The 14,761-nt window shown below is 71.2% G+C and carries 14 protein-coding genes and 1 riboswitch; of the genes, 6 read left to right on the forward strand and 8 right to left on the reverse strand.

The window, feature by feature from the left end; translation table 11 throughout:
- Positions 1-5: 5 nt before the first annotated feature.
- The 5 genes from ABZ267_RS28615 to ABZ267_RS28635 are packed head-to-tail and all read left to right on the forward strand — an operon-like array spanning position 6 to position 5,227.
- Complete coding sequence (locus ABZ267_RS28615) at positions 6-959, forward strand: STM4015 family protein (protein WP_356752462.1); 954 nt, start codon at positions 6-8, stop codon at positions 957-959.
- Positions 940-2,097 carry an STM4014 family protein gene (locus ABZ267_RS28620; RefSeq protein WP_356752464.1) on the forward strand — a complete coding sequence of 386 codons (1,158 nt, stop codon included), beginning with the start codon at positions 940-942 and terminating at the stop codon, positions 2,095-2,097. Before ABZ267_RS28615 ends, ABZ267_RS28620 begins: the two co-directional genes overlap by 20 nt.
- 16 nt (positions 2,098-2,113) lie before the next feature.
- Positions 2,114-2,923 carry an STM4013/SEN3800 family hydrolase gene (locus ABZ267_RS28625; protein WP_356752466.1) on the forward strand — a complete coding sequence of 270 codons (810 nt, stop codon included), beginning with the start codon at positions 2,114-2,116 and terminating at the stop codon, positions 2,921-2,923.
- Entirely contained in the window at positions 2,923-4,302 is a 1,380-nt protein-coding gene (locus ABZ267_RS28630) for an STM4012 family radical SAM protein (RefSeq protein WP_356752468.1), read from the forward strand. The genes ABZ267_RS28625 and ABZ267_RS28630 overlap by 1 nt, the downstream gene beginning before the upstream one ends.
- A gap of 7 nt (positions 4,303-4,309) precedes the next feature.
- Entirely contained in the window at positions 4,310-5,227 is a 918-nt protein-coding gene (locus tag ABZ267_RS28635; RefSeq protein ID WP_356752470.1) for an STM4011 family radical SAM protein, read from the forward strand.
- 3 nt (positions 5,228-5,230) lie between these two features.
- On the opposite strand, the gene ABZ267_RS28640 is transcribed toward ABZ267_RS28635, so the two are convergent.
- Together ABZ267_RS28640 and ABZ267_RS28645 are read right to left on the reverse strand one after the other, a co-directional pair.
- Positions 5,231-6,061: an SGNH/GDSL hydrolase family protein gene (locus tag ABZ267_RS28640; protein ID WP_356752472.1), complete on the reverse strand. Its 831-nt coding sequence runs from the start codon at positions 6,059-6,061 to the stop codon at positions 5,231-5,233.
- A 162-nt stretch (positions 6,062-6,223) separates the two neighbouring features.
- On the reverse strand, positions 6,224-7,201 hold the full coding sequence (locus tag ABZ267_RS28645) for a LysM peptidoglycan-binding domain-containing M23 family metallopeptidase (protein WP_356752474.1): 978 nt from the start codon (positions 7,199-7,201) through the stop codon (positions 6,224-6,226).
- A 3-nt stretch (positions 7,202-7,204) separates the two neighbouring features.
- A riboswitch (cyclic di-AMP (ydaO/yuaA leader) is annotated at positions 7,205-7,365 on the reverse strand.
- 411 nt (positions 7,366-7,776) lie between these two features.
- On the opposite strand from ABZ267_RS28645, the gene ABZ267_RS28650 reads away from it, so the two are divergent.
- Complete coding sequence (locus ABZ267_RS28650) at positions 7,777-8,589, forward strand: tyrosine-protein phosphatase (protein WP_356752476.1); 813 nt, start codon at positions 7,777-7,779, stop codon at positions 8,587-8,589.
- A 4-nt stretch (positions 8,590-8,593) separates the two neighbouring features.
- On the opposite strand, the gene ABZ267_RS28655 is transcribed toward ABZ267_RS28650, so the two are convergent.
- From ABZ267_RS28655 to shc, 6 genes are all read right to left on the reverse strand, one after another.
- Complete coding sequence (locus ABZ267_RS28655) at positions 8,594-8,770, reverse strand: DUF6126 family protein (protein WP_356752478.1); 177 nt, start codon at positions 8,768-8,770, stop codon at positions 8,594-8,596.
- A gap of 86 nt (positions 8,771-8,856) precedes the next feature.
- Positions 8,857-9,465, reverse strand: a complete 609-nt coding sequence (locus tag ABZ267_RS28660; RefSeq protein ID WP_356752480.1) for an XRE family transcriptional regulator — start codon at positions 9,463-9,465, stop codon at positions 8,857-8,859.
- Between the two features lie 59 nt (positions 9,466-9,524).
- On the reverse strand, positions 9,525-10,922 hold the full coding sequence (locus ABZ267_RS28665) for an aspartate aminotransferase family protein (RefSeq protein ID WP_356752482.1): 1,398 nt from the start codon (positions 10,920-10,922) through the stop codon (positions 9,525-9,527).
- Between the two features lie 69 nt (positions 10,923-10,991).
- Positions 10,992-12,011: an adenosyl-hopene transferase HpnH gene (hpnH, locus tag ABZ267_RS28670; protein ID WP_356752484.1), complete on the reverse strand. Its 1,020-nt coding sequence runs from the start codon at positions 12,009-12,011 to the stop codon at positions 10,992-10,994.
- Positions 12,012-12,016: 5 nt separating this feature from the next.
- Positions 12,017-12,664: a 1-hydroxy-2-methyl-2-butenyl 4-diphosphate reductase gene (locus tag ABZ267_RS28675; RefSeq protein WP_356752486.1), complete on the reverse strand. Its 648-nt coding sequence runs from the start codon at positions 12,662-12,664 to the stop codon at positions 12,017-12,019.
- Positions 12,664-14,664 (reverse strand): squalene--hopene cyclase, encoded by a 2,001-nt coding sequence (gene shc, locus ABZ267_RS28680; RefSeq protein ID WP_356752488.1) that lies wholly within the window; start codon positions 14,662-14,664, stop codon positions 12,664-12,666. Before shc ends, ABZ267_RS28675 begins: the two co-directional genes overlap by 1 nt.
- Between the last annotated feature and the right edge of the window lie 97 nt (positions 14,665-14,761).

The following is a 14,761-nucleotide window of genomic DNA, read 5'->3' on the forward strand; positions in this document are numbered from 1 at the left end:
GCGCCATGACGTACATCGGTATCCAGCATCCTGACCACTTCCACGGCCTGCCGGTCCACACTGCGGCGGTGTACGTGCCTCTGCCCGCAGCCGACACGGTGGCCTGGCGGCTGGAGTGCGCCTACGACGAGCGGACGGACTTCGCCGACCTGTGGCAGCAGTTCCTGGACACGGTGGACACATCGCGGGTCCGCGCGCTCCTCATCGGCCCGTGGTGGCGTGAGGAGTACAGCCCCTTCGAGCCGGTCCGGGACCTCATAGTCGCCGACGCGGCCCGCTTCCCGGCTCTGCGCGGGCTCTTCCTCGCCGATGTGGTGGGCGAGGAGTGCGAGGTGTCGTGGCTGCGCATGTGCGACATCACGCCGGTGCTCGAAGCGCTGCCGCTGCTGGAGGAGTTCACCGTACGCGGCTGCGGCCAGCAGGGGCTGGGACTGCGGCCGGTCCGGCACGCGGCGCTCAAGTCGCTGCGCTTCGAGTCCGGCGGGCTGCCCGGCGATCTGGTGCGGGCGGTCGCCGCGAGCGAACTGCCCGCGCTGGAGCGGCTGGACCTCTGGTTCGGCAGCTCGTGGTACGGAGCCGACGCCACGGTCGACGACGTCCGGCCGATCCTGTCGGGCGGCACCTTCCCGCGGCTGCGCCATCTGGGCCTCCAGAACAGCGAACTCCAGGACGAGATCGCGGCGGCCGTGTCCTCCGCGCCCGTCGTCGCCCAGCTGGAGACCCTCGCGCTCTCCATGGGCACCCTCAGCGACACGGGTGGCGAAGCGCTGCTGAACGGGCAGCCCTTGAACCACCTCGCCACGCTCGACCTGCGCCACCACTTCCTCACCGGCCCGGTGCTCGACCGGATCAGGATCGCGTGTGCGCCGGCCGTGGTCGAGGCCGACGAGGCGGAGGACGACTACTGGGACGAGGACGAGGACGAGGATCCGGAGCGCTATGTCGCCGTCAGCGAGTAGCGCAGAGGGTGCGGCGGTCCCGCGCTTCGCGGTCGTGGGCAATCCGGAGAACCGCCGGGTCGCCTTCTTCCAGGAGGCCGTGCGCGCCGCCGGGCTGCCTCCGGCCCGGGTGGTGCCGTGGCTCCAGGTGCTGGGCGGCCGGGCGGAGTTCGAGCCGGGTGAGACCGTACGGATCGACTCGCCGGGCGAGGACGCGGAGGTGGAGCGGCTGCTGCGCGGGGTCGACGATCCGACCCGGGTGGAAGGCTCCGCCCGGTGGTACGCCGCGTTCCTGACGGCGGTGGACGAGGTGGCGCGGACCGCCTCGGTGGCCGGTGTGGAGACCCTCGCCTCGCCCGGTGACCTCGCCGCGCTCTTCGACAAGCGGCTCTGCCACGCCCGCCTGGAGGCGGCGGGCGTCCTCGTGCCGGCCTCGCCCACGTCGGGCCCGCGCGCGGCGGAGGTGCGCGGCTGGTCCGACGTACGGGCGCTCATGCGCGAGCACCGGATGCCCCGGGCCTTCGTGAAGCTCGCGCACGGCTCCTCCGCTTCCGGAGTGCTGGCGGTGGAGACCGCCGGTCCGGGCCGGGTCCGGGCCAGCACCTCGGTGGAACGGGACGGTGAGGGGCGGCTGTTCAACTCGCTGCGCGTCCGCCGGTACACCACGGAGCAGGAGGTCGGCGCGCTCGTGGACGCGCTCGCTCCGGACGGGCTGCACATCGAGCGCTGGCTGCCGAAGGCGTCCCAGCGCGGCCGGGTCGCGGATCTGCGGATCGTGGTGGTCGGCGGCCGGGCGACCCACGCCGTCGTCCGCACCAGCCTCTCCCCCATGACCAACCTCCACCTCGGCGGCGCACGCGGCGATCTCGACGAGGTCCGGACCGCCGTGTCGGCGGTCGGCGGCTGCTGGCGCGAGGCGCTGGCCATGTGTGAGCGGGCCGCCGCCTGCTTCCCGGAGACGCTGTGCGTGGGCGTCGACCTGCTGCCCGCGGCCGGCTGGCGGCGCTTCGCCGTCGGTGAGGTCAACGCCTTCGGTGATCTGCTGCCCGGGCTGACCGGTCTGCCGGGCAGCGGTGCCGAAGGACTGGACACCTATGCGGCGCAGGTCGCCGCCGTACTGGACCGAACGAGGAACCACCGTGCCGCCACCGCTCTCTGACGCTCAGCGACCCGACATGGCCGAGGTCGTGGGCAACCATGACCTCCTCCTGGTCACTCTGGACACGCTGCGCCACGATGTCGCCGTCGAGCTGGCCGCCGCAGGGCGCATCCCGAACCTGGCCGCGCAGCTGCCCGGCGGCGTATGGGAGAAGCGGCACGCGCCGGGCAGCTTCACCTACGCCTCGCACCAGGCGATGTTCGCCGGCTTCCTGCCGACACCCGCCACGCCCGGCCCGCATCCACGGCTGTTCGCGGCGCGGTTCGCGGGCAGTGAGACGACGGCGGACGGCACCTTCGTCTTCGACACGCCGGACCTGGTGACGGGCCTGGCCGCCGAGGGCTACCGCACGGTGTGCGTCGGCGGCGTCGGCTTCTTCAACCGGCAGGAGCCGCTGGGATCGGTGCTGCCCGGCATGTTCCAGGAGAGCCACTGGGAGCCGGAGTTCGGCGTCGCCTCACCGACCTCGTTCGAGGCGCAGGTGACACGGGCCGAGAAGGTCGTGGCCGAGCTCCCGCACGACCAGCGGCTCTTCCTCTTCGTCAACGTGTCCGCATTGCACCAGCCGAACTGGTTCCACACACCGGGCGCGACCCGTGAGGCGGGCGACTCCCGGGCCACGCACGCGGCCGCGCTGGAGTACGTCGACCGGCACATCGGCCGGCTCTTCACCGCCGCGAGCAGCCGCCGCCGGTGCTTCGCCATCGTCTGCTCCGACCACGGCACGACGTACGGCGACGACGGCTACACCGGCCACCGGCTCGGCCACGAGGCCGTCTGGACCGTGCCGTACGCACACTTCTTCCTCGAACCGGGGGCCTCCTGATGACCACCAGCACCGTCACAGCGACCGGCATGCCCGCCGTCAGGCCGTACGAGAGTTACGTCTACGCCTATCCGCACAAGACGGCCTACCGTCCGCTGCCGGAGCGGCCCGCGCTGCGTGAGCTGTGGGCCGCCGAGCCGAAGAACGCTCTCTCGCTCTACCTCCACATACCGTTCTGCGAGGTCCGCTGCGGCTTCTGCAACCTCTTCACCCGGATCGGCGCGCCCGAGGAGCTGACCACCCGCTATCTCGACGCGCTGGACCGGCAGGCCGTGGCCGTACGGGACGCGCTCGGCGGTGACGATCCGGTGCGGTTCGCGGCGGCGGCCTTCGGCGGCGGAACACCGACCTTCCTGACGGCCGGCGAGCTGGAGCGGCTCTGCGACATCGCGGAGCAGCGGATGGGAGCCGACCTGCGCGCGGTGCCGCTGTCGGTGGAGACGTCTCCTTCCACCGCGACAGCCGACCGGCTCGCGGTGCTGGCCGACCGAGGTACGACCCGGGTCAGCATCGGCGTCCAGAGCTTCGTGGACGAGGAGGCGCGGGCCGCCGTCCGGCCGCAGCGCCGGTCCGAGGTGGAGGCGGCGCTCGGCCGCATAAGGGACACCCGGATACCGGTGCTCAACATCGACCTGATCTACGGCATCGACGGCCAGACGGAGCGCACCTGGCTCACCTCGCTGGACGCCGCGCTGGCCTGGCGGCCGGAGGAGCTGTACCTCTACCCGCTGTACGTCCGCCCGCTGACCGGCCTGCACCGGCTCGGTGCCGCCGCCGGACCGGAGGCGGAGGCCTTGGAGCAGGCCGCCTGGGACGAGCAGCGGCTGCGGCTGTACGCGGTGGGCCGGGACCATCTGCTGGCGCACGGCTACGAGCAGGTGTCGATGCGGATGTTCCGCCGCGCCGACGCGCCCCAGGAAGGTCCCGAGGACTACGCGTGCCAGACCGACGGCATGATCGGACTCGGCTGCGGGGCGCGTTCCTACACGGCGGCCCTGCACTACTCCTTCGACTACGCGGTCGACATGCGCGAGATCCGGTCCATCATCGACTCCTTCACCGCCACCGAGGACTTCTCCCGGGCCGAGGTCGGCAGATACGTCGACGTGGCCGAAGCCCGCAGGCGCCACCTCCTCCAGTCGCTGCTCCAGGCGGCGGGCCTGCCGGTGGCCGACTACCAAGCCCGCTTCGGCACCGACCCCCGCGAAGATTTCCGCGCCGAGCTGGAGCGGTTCGCGGCCCGGGGCTGGCTGGACCCGCACGCGCCGGAGGGTCTGCTGCGGCTCTCGCCGCTGGGCCTGGCGCACTCGGACGCGCTGGGTCCGGCGCTGTTCTCGCCCTGGGTGCGGGCGGCGATGGCCGCGTACGAGCGGAAGTGAGCGGGCCGTGGACCTGACGATCCTCTACCGGGGCCCGCTGGCCTCGTGCGACTACGACTGCCCGTACTGCCCGTTCGCCAAGCGGCGTGACAGCAAGGCCCAGTTGACGTCCGACCGGGAGGCGCTGGAGCGGTTCACGGCGTGGGCCTCCGCGCAGACCGGCGACCGGCTCTCCGTGCTGTTCACGCCGTGGGGCGAGGGTCTGGTGCGCTCCTGGTACCGGCGTGCGCTGACCGAGCTGTCGCACCTTCCGCACATCGGCCGGGTCGCCATCCAGACGAACCTCAGCGGCCGCACCACCTGGCTGGCGGACGCCGATCCGGAGCGGATCGCGCTCTGGTGCACGTACCACCCGGGACAGACACCGTACGAGCGGTTCCTCGGGAAGTGCCGTGAGCTGTCCGCGCGCGGCATCCGCTTCAGCGTCGGCGTGGTCGGGTTCGACGAGCACCTCGACGAGGCGCGGCGGCTGCGGGCGGCGCTGCCGGCGGAGGTGTACCTCTGGGTGAACGCGGCCGAGGGGCGGACGTACACCGATGAGGAGGCGGAGCGGTGGACGGAGCTGGACCCGCTCTTTCCGTACAGCCGCCATCCGCACCGCTCGGCCGGGCTGCCGTGCCGGACGGGCGAGTCGGTGATCTCGGTGGACGGCGAGGGGACGGTGCGGCGCTGCCACTTCGTCGAGGCGGAGCTGGGCAACCTCTACGACGGCGGCTACCGCCGGGCGCTCGGTCCGCGGGCCTGTCCGCTCGCCGTGTGCGACTGCCACATCGGTTACGTGCACCTGGAGACGCTGCCGCTGTACGACGTGTTCGCCGGCGGCGTGCTGGAGCGGATACCGGCGGGGCTCGGCGCGGGCCCGGCGCCGGACGGACCCGTGGTCCCGGGCCCGTCCCGGCGTACGCTCCCGCTGCTCAGCCCCTGACGGCTACAGCGGCAGCAGGTCCGGCCGCTTCGCCGCGACGTGATCGCCGGACGACTCGCCGCGCAGCCGTCGGCCGATCCACGGCACCAGGTACTCCCGCGCCCACTGAACGTTGTCGCGCCGCGCGTCGAAGGGCGTGCGCTGGGCCTGCGGCGGCCACGGCTGGTCCGGGTCGGCGGGCACCTCGTGGCCGAGGACCTGGGCGGCGCGGAGCGCGACGCGGGTGTGGCCCTCGGGCGAGAGGTGGAGCCGGTCGGCGTCCCAGGCGCGCCGGTCCTGGACCGAGCGGAGCGACCACAGGTCGAGCACCGGGCACTGGTAGCGGTCGGCGATGGCCCTCAGGTGGACGTTGTACGTGGCGATCTTGCCGCGCATGTGGCGCAGCACCGGAACGCCCCGGGTGTCGAAACCGGTGGTGACCATGACGGTGCCGACGGCCTCGGTCAGGTCGGCGACGGCCCGCTCGAAGCGCTCGGCCAGATCGTCGGGGTCGGCGCCGGGCCGGATGATGTCGTTGCCGCCGGCACAGAAGCTGACCAGGTCGGGGGCCAGTTGCTTGGCCCGGGGGATCTGCTCCGCGACGATCTGGTCGAGGAGGCGTCCGCGTACGGCGAGATTGGCGTAACGGAAATTGCCGTGCCGGGTCCGGTCACCCGGGTTCGTCGCCGCGCCGGGGGCCGGGAGCCGGTCGGCGAGGAGAACCGCGAACCGGTCCGCCCAGCCGACGAAGGTGCCGTCGGGGCCTGGGTCGCCGACGCCCTCGGTGAAACTGTCCCCGATCGCCGCGTACGACCCGATGATGTTCTGCTGCTGGGTTCTCGAATCGTCTGCCACAAGCCCATATCCTGCACCGTTCAATGTGACCTACGCGACCGTAATACGGGGTTGACGGGTGGTGACATAGACCACCCGGTCAGATTTGGGTAAAGCCGGAATAAGTGGAGGGGCGGTGCGCCGCCGCGCACCGCCCCTCGTTCACTTCTTCTCGCCCTCGGATCAGAGGGAGACGCCGTGCTGCCGCAGGTAGGCGACCGGGTCGACGTCGGATCCGTAGCTCGGGCCGGTGCGGACCTCGAAGTGGAGGTGCGGGCCGGTGGAGTTTCCGGTGGAGCCGGAGAGGCCGATCTGCTGGCCGCCGGTGACGGTCTGGCCGGCGGAGACGCTCAGCGAGGACTGGTGGGCGTACTGGGAGTACATGCCGTCCTCGTGCTGGATGACGACCTCGTTGCCGTACGAACCGCTCCAGCCGGCCGAGACCACGGTGCCCGGGCCGATGGCCTTGACGGGGGTGCCGGAGGCGGCCTGGAAGTCCGAGCCGGTGTGGTAGCCGCTGGACCAGCTGGAGCCGGAAGCGCGGTACTGGGTGGTGACGTTGGCGTTGTCGAGCGGCGCGGTCCAGCCGGAGCCGGTGGACTGCGAGGAGCCGCTCTGCGTGGAGGCGCCGGACTCGGCGGCGGCGTCGGACTCGTCGGCCGAGACGGTGTCGGCCTTCGGGGCCGGCTCGGCCTTCTTCGGCTCGGCCTTCTTCGGCGCGGCGGCCTTGGGCGCCGGAGCGGACTTCTTCGCCTCCGAAGGCGCGGCGGTGCCGGAGGCCTTGGCGCCGAGGGTCAGCTTCATGCCCGGGAAGATCAGGCTCGGGTTCTCACCGACGGTGGAGCGGTTGTCCTGGTACAGCTTCTGCCAGCCGCCCTTGACCTGGTGCTCGGCCGCGATCTTGGCGAGGTGGTCGCCGGAGACTACGGCGTACGTCTTCGAGGTGGCCTTCGCCGTGGCGGGCGCGGCCTGCTTCGCGGACTGGGCGGCGGCGGCCGAGGCGGCTGCGGGCTTGACGGCGGGGGCCGCCTTCTCCGCGGCGTGGGCGCCGGTGGCGCCGAACAGCGGGAGCGCGAGTACGGCGCCACCGGTGCCCGCGGCGAGGACGCCGCGGTGGATCGGACCGGACTTGGGACGGCGGTGCTTACCCTTTGCGGGCATGGGGAAGTTCCTCTCCGGCGCCTGCGAGGTGAGCTGTCGGGTTCGGGCTGGAGATGCCCGGTCGCCGGCTGGCGACTTCACCCCGAGCCGGTCCGGATCGCTCCGGGCCGGCGGCTTACCTGGTTCCCCCGCTCCTGCCACACGTGAGTGGGTGGGTGCGAATTCCGGGCGGCGGCAGGATTAGGCGGTCCGTCCGGATTGACGGTGACCGTAAACGAGTCGGGACGGCAGGAACAAGCCGTCGGTTCCGCCCCGGAATCATCGATTCAATTTCGCTCCGGATTTCCCGTCACACTCCGTGGATTACGGATCTTGGCTTTCCTTACGGATCCCGGGAAAACACCTCGGCGCCGCCGCCACCGTCCGTCACGGATATGATCCCGCTCACCTACCGATTCCCATCTCCCCCATTAGCGGGGCATGTTCTGCGAAATGCACCAATACGGACATGCCGTCCACGCGGCTCCTGACACCCCGTCAGCCTGCCGATGGTTGCCCCGTGAACCGATGTCGTATCGTCACAGGAGCGCCCTCGCCGGAGAGCCGCGCCGACGCCAGAGATTCCAGGAGCCACCGTGACGCAGCAGGTGCCGCAGGTCCCGCCGACCGAGACCGCACTGACCGGAGTCCGCAACTTCCGCGATGTGGGTGGGCTTCCCACCACGGACGGGCGGCGCACCGCCTTCGGCCGGCTCTACCGCAGCGGCCACCTGGCGCACGCCACCGCCGAGGACGCGCTCTTCCTCGGCGGGCTCGGACTGCACACCGTCTTCGACTTCCGCAACTCCGCCGACCACCAGCTCGACGGGTACGACATCGAGCTGACCGGTGTCCGCAATGTCAGCATTCCGCTCTCCGACCCGGCCGACGGCGCCGAGTTCTGGCGGCTGGTGCGCGACGGGAACATCGAGCAGCTGCGCTCGATCCTGGCCAACGGCAAGGGCACCGAGCGCATGATCACCATGTACCGCTCGACCATCGTCGACCGCACCGCCGAGCACAGCCGTGTCCTGCACGCGCTGGCGGAGGACAGCGTGCCGGCTCTGATGCACTGTGCGGCGGGCAAGGACCGCGCCGGCCTGTCGATCGCGGTCTCGCTGCTCGCGGTGGGCGTGGAGCGCGAGGCGATCGAGGCGGACTACCTCAAGTCCAACGATCCGCACCGCCGGTACAAGGTGAAGCGCACGGACATGTCCGAGACCGGCATGTCCCCCGAGGTGATGGAGCTGCTGAATCCGCTCTTCGGTGCGCAGGCCTCCTACCTCGAAGCGGCGTTCGCGGCGATCGACGAGACGTGGGGCTCGACGGACCGCTATCTGACGGAGGGCCTGAAGGTCTCCTCCGAGACCCGGCAGCGACTCCGCGAGCGCCTGCTCGACCAGGACTGAGCGGCTACTCGGCGCCCGCCACCACGAAAAGCAGGTAGAGGAAGGCCGCGATCACGTGGCCGACCACCAGGTAGGCGAAGAGCCGGATCACCAGGCCGCGCGGCATCCGGCGCTCCTGTGAGTCCGTCGTGGCCTTCGGGCGCCTCGGGGTCAGCGGGTCGTAGTGCTCGGAATCGGACATGACGGTCCTCTCTGCCGGCCTCGTGGCCGGTGGGTACGAAGGCTCCGGTGGTACGGAGAGTCGCGGCGGTGAGCAGGGCGCCGGAGTCAGCGCGCGTGGAGCGCGTTGCCGAGGCAGAGCTCGGCCGCGGGGCTCTGCAGCAGCGAGTGGACGAAGAGCAGCTCCGCCCCGCCCCGGTCCAGGGCCGCGATCCGGTGCGGAGTGAGCGAGTCGAAGTGGGCACTGTCGCCCGGGTCCAGATCGTGCACGGTCTCCCCCAGCGCGACCCGCATCCGCCCGCCGAGGACGTACAGCCACTCCTCACCGGGATGCACCCGCACCAGATCGCCTTGGGCGCCGTACGGGACACGGACCCGCAACGCCTGCATGGCGCGGCCGGAGCCGCCGGCCCGGCGGTACATCCAGCCGTCGGCCTCGGCACCCTCGAAGGCGCCGCCACGGATGACCGCCTCACGTTCGGGCGGCTTCTCGCCGAGCAGCTCGGAGACCGTCGTACCGTAGATGCGGGCGAGGCCGAGCAGCATGGGCAGCGAGGGCTGCCGGCGGCCGGTCTCCAGCCGGGAGAGGTGGGCCGGTGAGAGTCCGGCCCGCTGGGCGGCGGTCTCCAGGGTGAGGCCGCGGCCTCGGCGCAGGTCGCGCAGGCGGGGAGCGACGCCGGGGAGCTCGTCGGCCGCGCCTTCGTCCGGAGGGTTCATGGATCCATTGGGCCAGGAACTTTCCTCCGGGGCAAATATCTTGCCTCGGAGGCAAAAGCTCAGCGGTTGGCCACCGCCTGCTTGACCAGCGTCCGGCCGAAGTCCCACATCAGGCCGCCGCCGCTGTGCGCATCGTCCATGACCTCGGTGAACGCCGCCACGAAGCGGTCCACCTCCGCCTCGCCGATGATCAGCGGCGGGATCAGCTTGATCACCTCCAGGTGGTCGCCGGAGACCTGGGTGAGGATGCGGTGCTTCTGGAGCAGCGGCACCACGACCATCTGGGCGAAGAGTCCCTTGCGGGCCGCCTGGAGCATGGCCCAGCGGCTGCGGAGCTTCAGCGAGGACGGACGGCCGAACTCGATGCCGATCATCAACCCGCGTCCGCGCACCTCGTGCAGCAGCTCGTAGCGGTCCACCAGCGCCGCAAGCCGCTCGCGCAGAGAGTCGCCGGTGCGCCGGGCGTTGGCGACGATCTCCTCGTCCTCCATCACCGTGAGCACCGCGAGCCCGGCCGCCATCGCCTGGGCGTTGGAGCCGAAGCTGGCGGAGTGGACCAGGACCCGGTCCATCGAGGAGTAGACCTTGCGGAAGATCCACTCCTTGCCGAGCGTCGCGCCGACCGGCACGTAGCCGCCGGAGAGCGCCTTGGCCACGCAGACGAGGTCGGGCTCGACACCGTCCTCGTGCTGGTACGCGTAGAAGTCGCCGGTCCTGCCGAGGCCGGTCTGCACCTCGTCGGCGATCAGGAGCGCCTTGTGCCGGTGCAGCAGCTCCTGCGCCTCGCGGAGGAAGCCGTGCGGCGCGGCGTGCACACCCTTGCCCTGGATCGGCTCGACGACCAGGGCCGCGACATCGCCGCGCTTCAGCTCCCGGCGCAGCGCGTCCAGGTCTCCGAGCGCGATCGGCGTGTCGGGCAGCAGCGGGGCGAAGCCGTCCTTGAAGCCGCTCTCGCCGTTGACCGAGAGGGAGCCGGTGGTCAACCCGTGGAAGGCGTGGGTGCAGTAGAGGACGCGCGGTTTGCCGGTGGCGTACCGGGCGAACTTCAGGGCCGTCTCGACCGCTTCCGTACCGCTGTTGCCGAAGAAGACCCGGTCCAGGTGCGGGCTGTGGCCGAGCAGCTTCTCGGCGAGGAGTCCGGGCAGCGGCTGGCAGTCGAAGCGCGTGAGGTCGGCGAGCTGGGCGTCGAGCACGTCGTGCAGGGCCTGGCGGACGACCGGGTGGTGCCGGCCGATGCCCATCACGCCGAACCCGGCGAGCATGTCCAGGTAGTCGTCGCCGTCCGCGTCCCAGAAGTACGCGCCTTCGGCCCGCTCGTAGACCTTGTCGAAGCCGATGGTGTGCAGCATGCGCGGCAGCTGGTGGTTGAGGTGGCGCGCGTGCAGCTCGTACCGCTCGTGCCCGCGCTCCGCGAGGAGCCGTTTCAGGTCGAAGCCCTGTGGCCCGCCGTCCGTCATCGCCCGTTCGTCTCCTTCGCTGCGTTTCCCGAGGGGGCCGGCGTCACCGGCCCCCTCGCTGTCACGACGTCACCGGTTCCCGCCGACGCTCTCCCGTGCCGCGCGCAGCGACTCCTTGAGCGATCCCATCGTCGCGAGGACGGCGGTGGGTTCGTAGCCGCAGTGCGCCATGCAGTTGGCGCAGCGCGGGTCCTTGCCCCGGCCGTACTTCTCCCAGTCGGTCTCCTCGATGAGCTGACGGTATGTCGGTACGTAGCCGTCGCTCATCAGGTAGCACGGGCGCTGCCAGCCGAAGAGCGAGTAGTTGGGGATCGCCCACGCGGTGCACGGGAAGTCGGCTTTGCCTTCCAGGAAGTCCAGGAAGAGCGGCGAGTGGTTGAGCCGCCAGCGGGCCCGGTTGCCGCCGGCGAAGGCCTTCTTGAAGAGTTCGCGGGTCTGCTCGACGCCGAGGAAGTGCTCCTGGTCGGGCGCCTTCTCGTACGCGTAGGCGGGCGAGATCATCATCTCGTCGACCTTCAGGTCGTCGTTGAGGTAGTTGAGGACCTCGATGATGGTCTGCGGGGTGTCGGTGTTGAAGAAGGTGGAGTTGGTGGTGACGCGGAAGCCGCGCGCCTTGGCCTCCTTCATCGCGGCGACGGCCTCGTCGAAGACGCCTTCCTTGGCGACCGACTCGTCGTGCCGCTCCCGCAGTCCGTCGACGTGCACGGCGAAGGCGAAGTAGGGCGAGGGCGTGAACTTGTCGAGCTTCTTGCGCATGAGCATCGCGTTGGTGCAGAGAAAGACGTACTTCTTCTTCGCGACGAGCTGGCGCACGATCTCGTCGATCTGCGGATGCATCAGCGGCTCGCCACCGGCGATCGAGACCATCGGAGCACCGGATTCGAGCACCGCGCCCACCGCCTGGGCGACCGGCATGCGCTGCTTCAGGACACCGGCCGGGTGCTGGATCTTCCCGCACCCCTCGCAGGCGAGGTTGCAGGCGAACAACGGCTCCAGCTCGACGATCAGCGGGAACTTCTCACGCTTGCGGAGCTTCTGTTCGAAGAGATACGTCGCGACCTTGATGGACTGACGGAGCGGCATGGCCATCTGGCTCACCTCCTGGGGAGCGTTGAGGATCGGTGCCATTCGTAGAAAGCCGGAAGGACGGCACGGAGAACACGGAAGGCCGATATTCCACCGCGAACCGTGCCGATACGGACGAGCTCATGCTCTGGAGCGTCCACGACCACCCGGACGGCCGCAACCGGACGCGGCCCGTGGCACAGGGCGGTACGCAGTGTCGCGGCGGACTCCATGTCCACCGCGATGGCCCCGGTGGCCCGCAGTGCAACCCGCTCGGGGCCGCGTACGACGTGGTCGGAGCCGGTGAGCGGGCCGGTGTGGACGGCCGAGCCGGGGGCGGCGCGGGCCAGGGCTGCGACCAGCAGGCCGGTGCCGGTGCAGGGCGTGGCGCCGTCCGGGTCACGGGTCTCCTCGGCGACGACCAGGTCGCCGGGGTGCATGCCGGGCGCGAGGCCGGCGCAGAAGCCGGAGGCGATGACGGCGGCGTCCGGTACGCCACCCGGGGCGAGGGCCGCCGCGACGGCCGCCTCCGCCGCCCGGGGGCCCATGCCGGTCCGCAGGACCCTTACCGGGCCGCCGGGCCGCTTGCCGCTGTGCAGCGCCAGCTGCTCGATGCCCAGCGCACAGGCGACCAGCAGCGGCGCCTGGGAGGCCGTGGGCCCCGGTGCGCCGGCCATCAGGCGCCCTTGGCCACGCCCGTACGGTCGGCGAACGGGTCGCCGTACACGTACCGCCCGAGGGCCGTCAGAGGAAAGACCTGGCGGTAGAGGTGATAGTTGATCGAGAAGTCCCACGGGAAGCCGGTGCCGGTGAAATACGGCTCGTCCCAGGAGCCGTCCGCCTGCTGCGCCCCGGTCAGCCAGGTGACCCCGCGCGCCACGGCCAGGCTGTCGCGGCGGCCCGCGGCGAGCAGGGCCAGGAGTGCCCAGGCGGTCTGCGAGGCGGTGGACTCACCGTGGCCGATCCACTTCTCCTCCTGGTACGAGCGCAGATCCTCGCCCCAGCCGCCGTCGTCGTTCTGCACGGACTCCAGCCAGGTCACCGCCCGGCGGATCGAAGGGTGCGCGGCGGGCAGTCCGGCGGCGACCAGCGCGGGCACCACCGACCCGGTCCCGTACACGTAGTTGACGCCCCAGCGCCCGAACCAGGCGCCGCACGCCTCCTGTTCGGCGAGCAGCCACTCGATACCGCGTCGCGTACGAGGATGGCTGCCGAGCCCTTCGACGGCGAGCATCTCCACCACATGGCCGGTGACATCGGCCGATGGCGGGTCGATGACCTCGCCGAAGTCGCAGAACGGCAGGCGGTTGGGGAACGGGCTGGTGTTGTCGGCGTCGAACGCGCCCCAGGCGCCGTTGCGGGACTGCATCCCGAGGTTCCAGCGCACTCCGCGCTCGATGGCGGCTTCCAGCCGGGCCGGGTCGGGATGGCGCACCCGGCGCAGGGCCAGGACGACTTCGGCGGTGTCGTCGATGTCCGGGTAGTTGTCGTTGTGGAACTCGAACGCCCAGCCTCCGGGCGCCAGTTCGGGTTTGCGTACGGACCAGTCACCGGGCCGGGTGATCTCCTCGGCGAGCATCCAGTCGGCGGCTTTCACCAGCGCCGGGTGGTCGGGTCTGAGGCCGCCGTCGACCAGCGCGATGGTCGCCAGGCAGGTGTCCCAGACAGGCGACTGGCAGGCCTCGACCATCCGGGCGCCGTCCTCGCGGTGGACGGCGAACCGGTCCAGCGAGGCCAGTCCGGCCTTCATCACCGGGTGGTCCAGGTCGTAGCCGAGCAGGTGCAGCGCGATGATCGAGTAGACGGCCGGCGGCTGGATACCGCCCCAGCAACCGTCGTTCTCCTGGCGCTCGACGATCCACCGGGCCGCCACGTTCATCGCGATCCGGCGCAGCGGGCGCGGCGCGACCTTGTGGTAGAGGTGCAGGCCCTTGTCCAACCGCTGGAAGAGGCCGTCCCAACTGGCCGCCGGAGCAAGCTTCCTGGGCGGATTGGGCTCGGCGGGATCGGTGTGCAGCTCGTCCAGGGTGAAGGGCGCGGGCCGCACCGGGCGCTTGGCGGAGACGATGGTCAGAGGGACGATGGTCTGGCGGGCCCAGCAGCCGAAGTCGTAGATGTTGAGCGGGACCCACTTGGGGAAGAACATCAGCTCGGGCGGGAGTTCGGGGAGGTCGTCCCACTTCCACCAGCCGAACAGGGCCAGCCAGATCCGGGTGAAGACGCGGGCGGCCGCGATGCCGCCCTGCTCCCTGATCCAGGCGGCGGCGCGCGCCATGTGCGGCTCTTCGGGGCGGTCACCGGCCAGTCGCAGGGCCACGTAGGCCTCGATGGTGGCGGAGAGGTCGCTCGGCCCCTCGTAGAAGGTGTTCCAGGTGCCGTCGCCGAGCTGTTCGCCGCGGATGAAGAGGGCGGCGGCCCGGGTGGTCTCCGGGTCCTGGATCCCGAGGAACTGGCGCAGGAGCAGGTCCTCGGCGTCCATGGTGACGTTGGTGGCCAGGTCGCCCTTCCACCAGCCCTGTTCGTCCTGTCGGCCGAGGAGGTGGGCCACGGAGCGTTCCGCGGCCTGTCGAGCGGCGGCGAGCATGTCGTCCGCGGCGGTGATCGTGTCGGCCGGATGTGCTGCCGGGGGCGCGGAGAGCTTCGCGGCCCCGGTCGATCCGTCGGTCGTCGCTGTCATGAGCTTCCCCTTACGTGCAGTGGTTTCTCTGCTGTGCTGGGGTCTCCGTCGGCCGGCGCCCGGGTCAGGGCGCCGGCCGGCGACTGCGAGTCATATA

Source organism: Streptomyces sp. NPDC006174, assembly GCF_040614075.1.
In the GTDB taxonomy this organism is placed as follows: domain Bacteria; phylum Actinomycetota; class Actinomycetes; order Streptomycetales; family Streptomycetaceae; genus Streptomyces.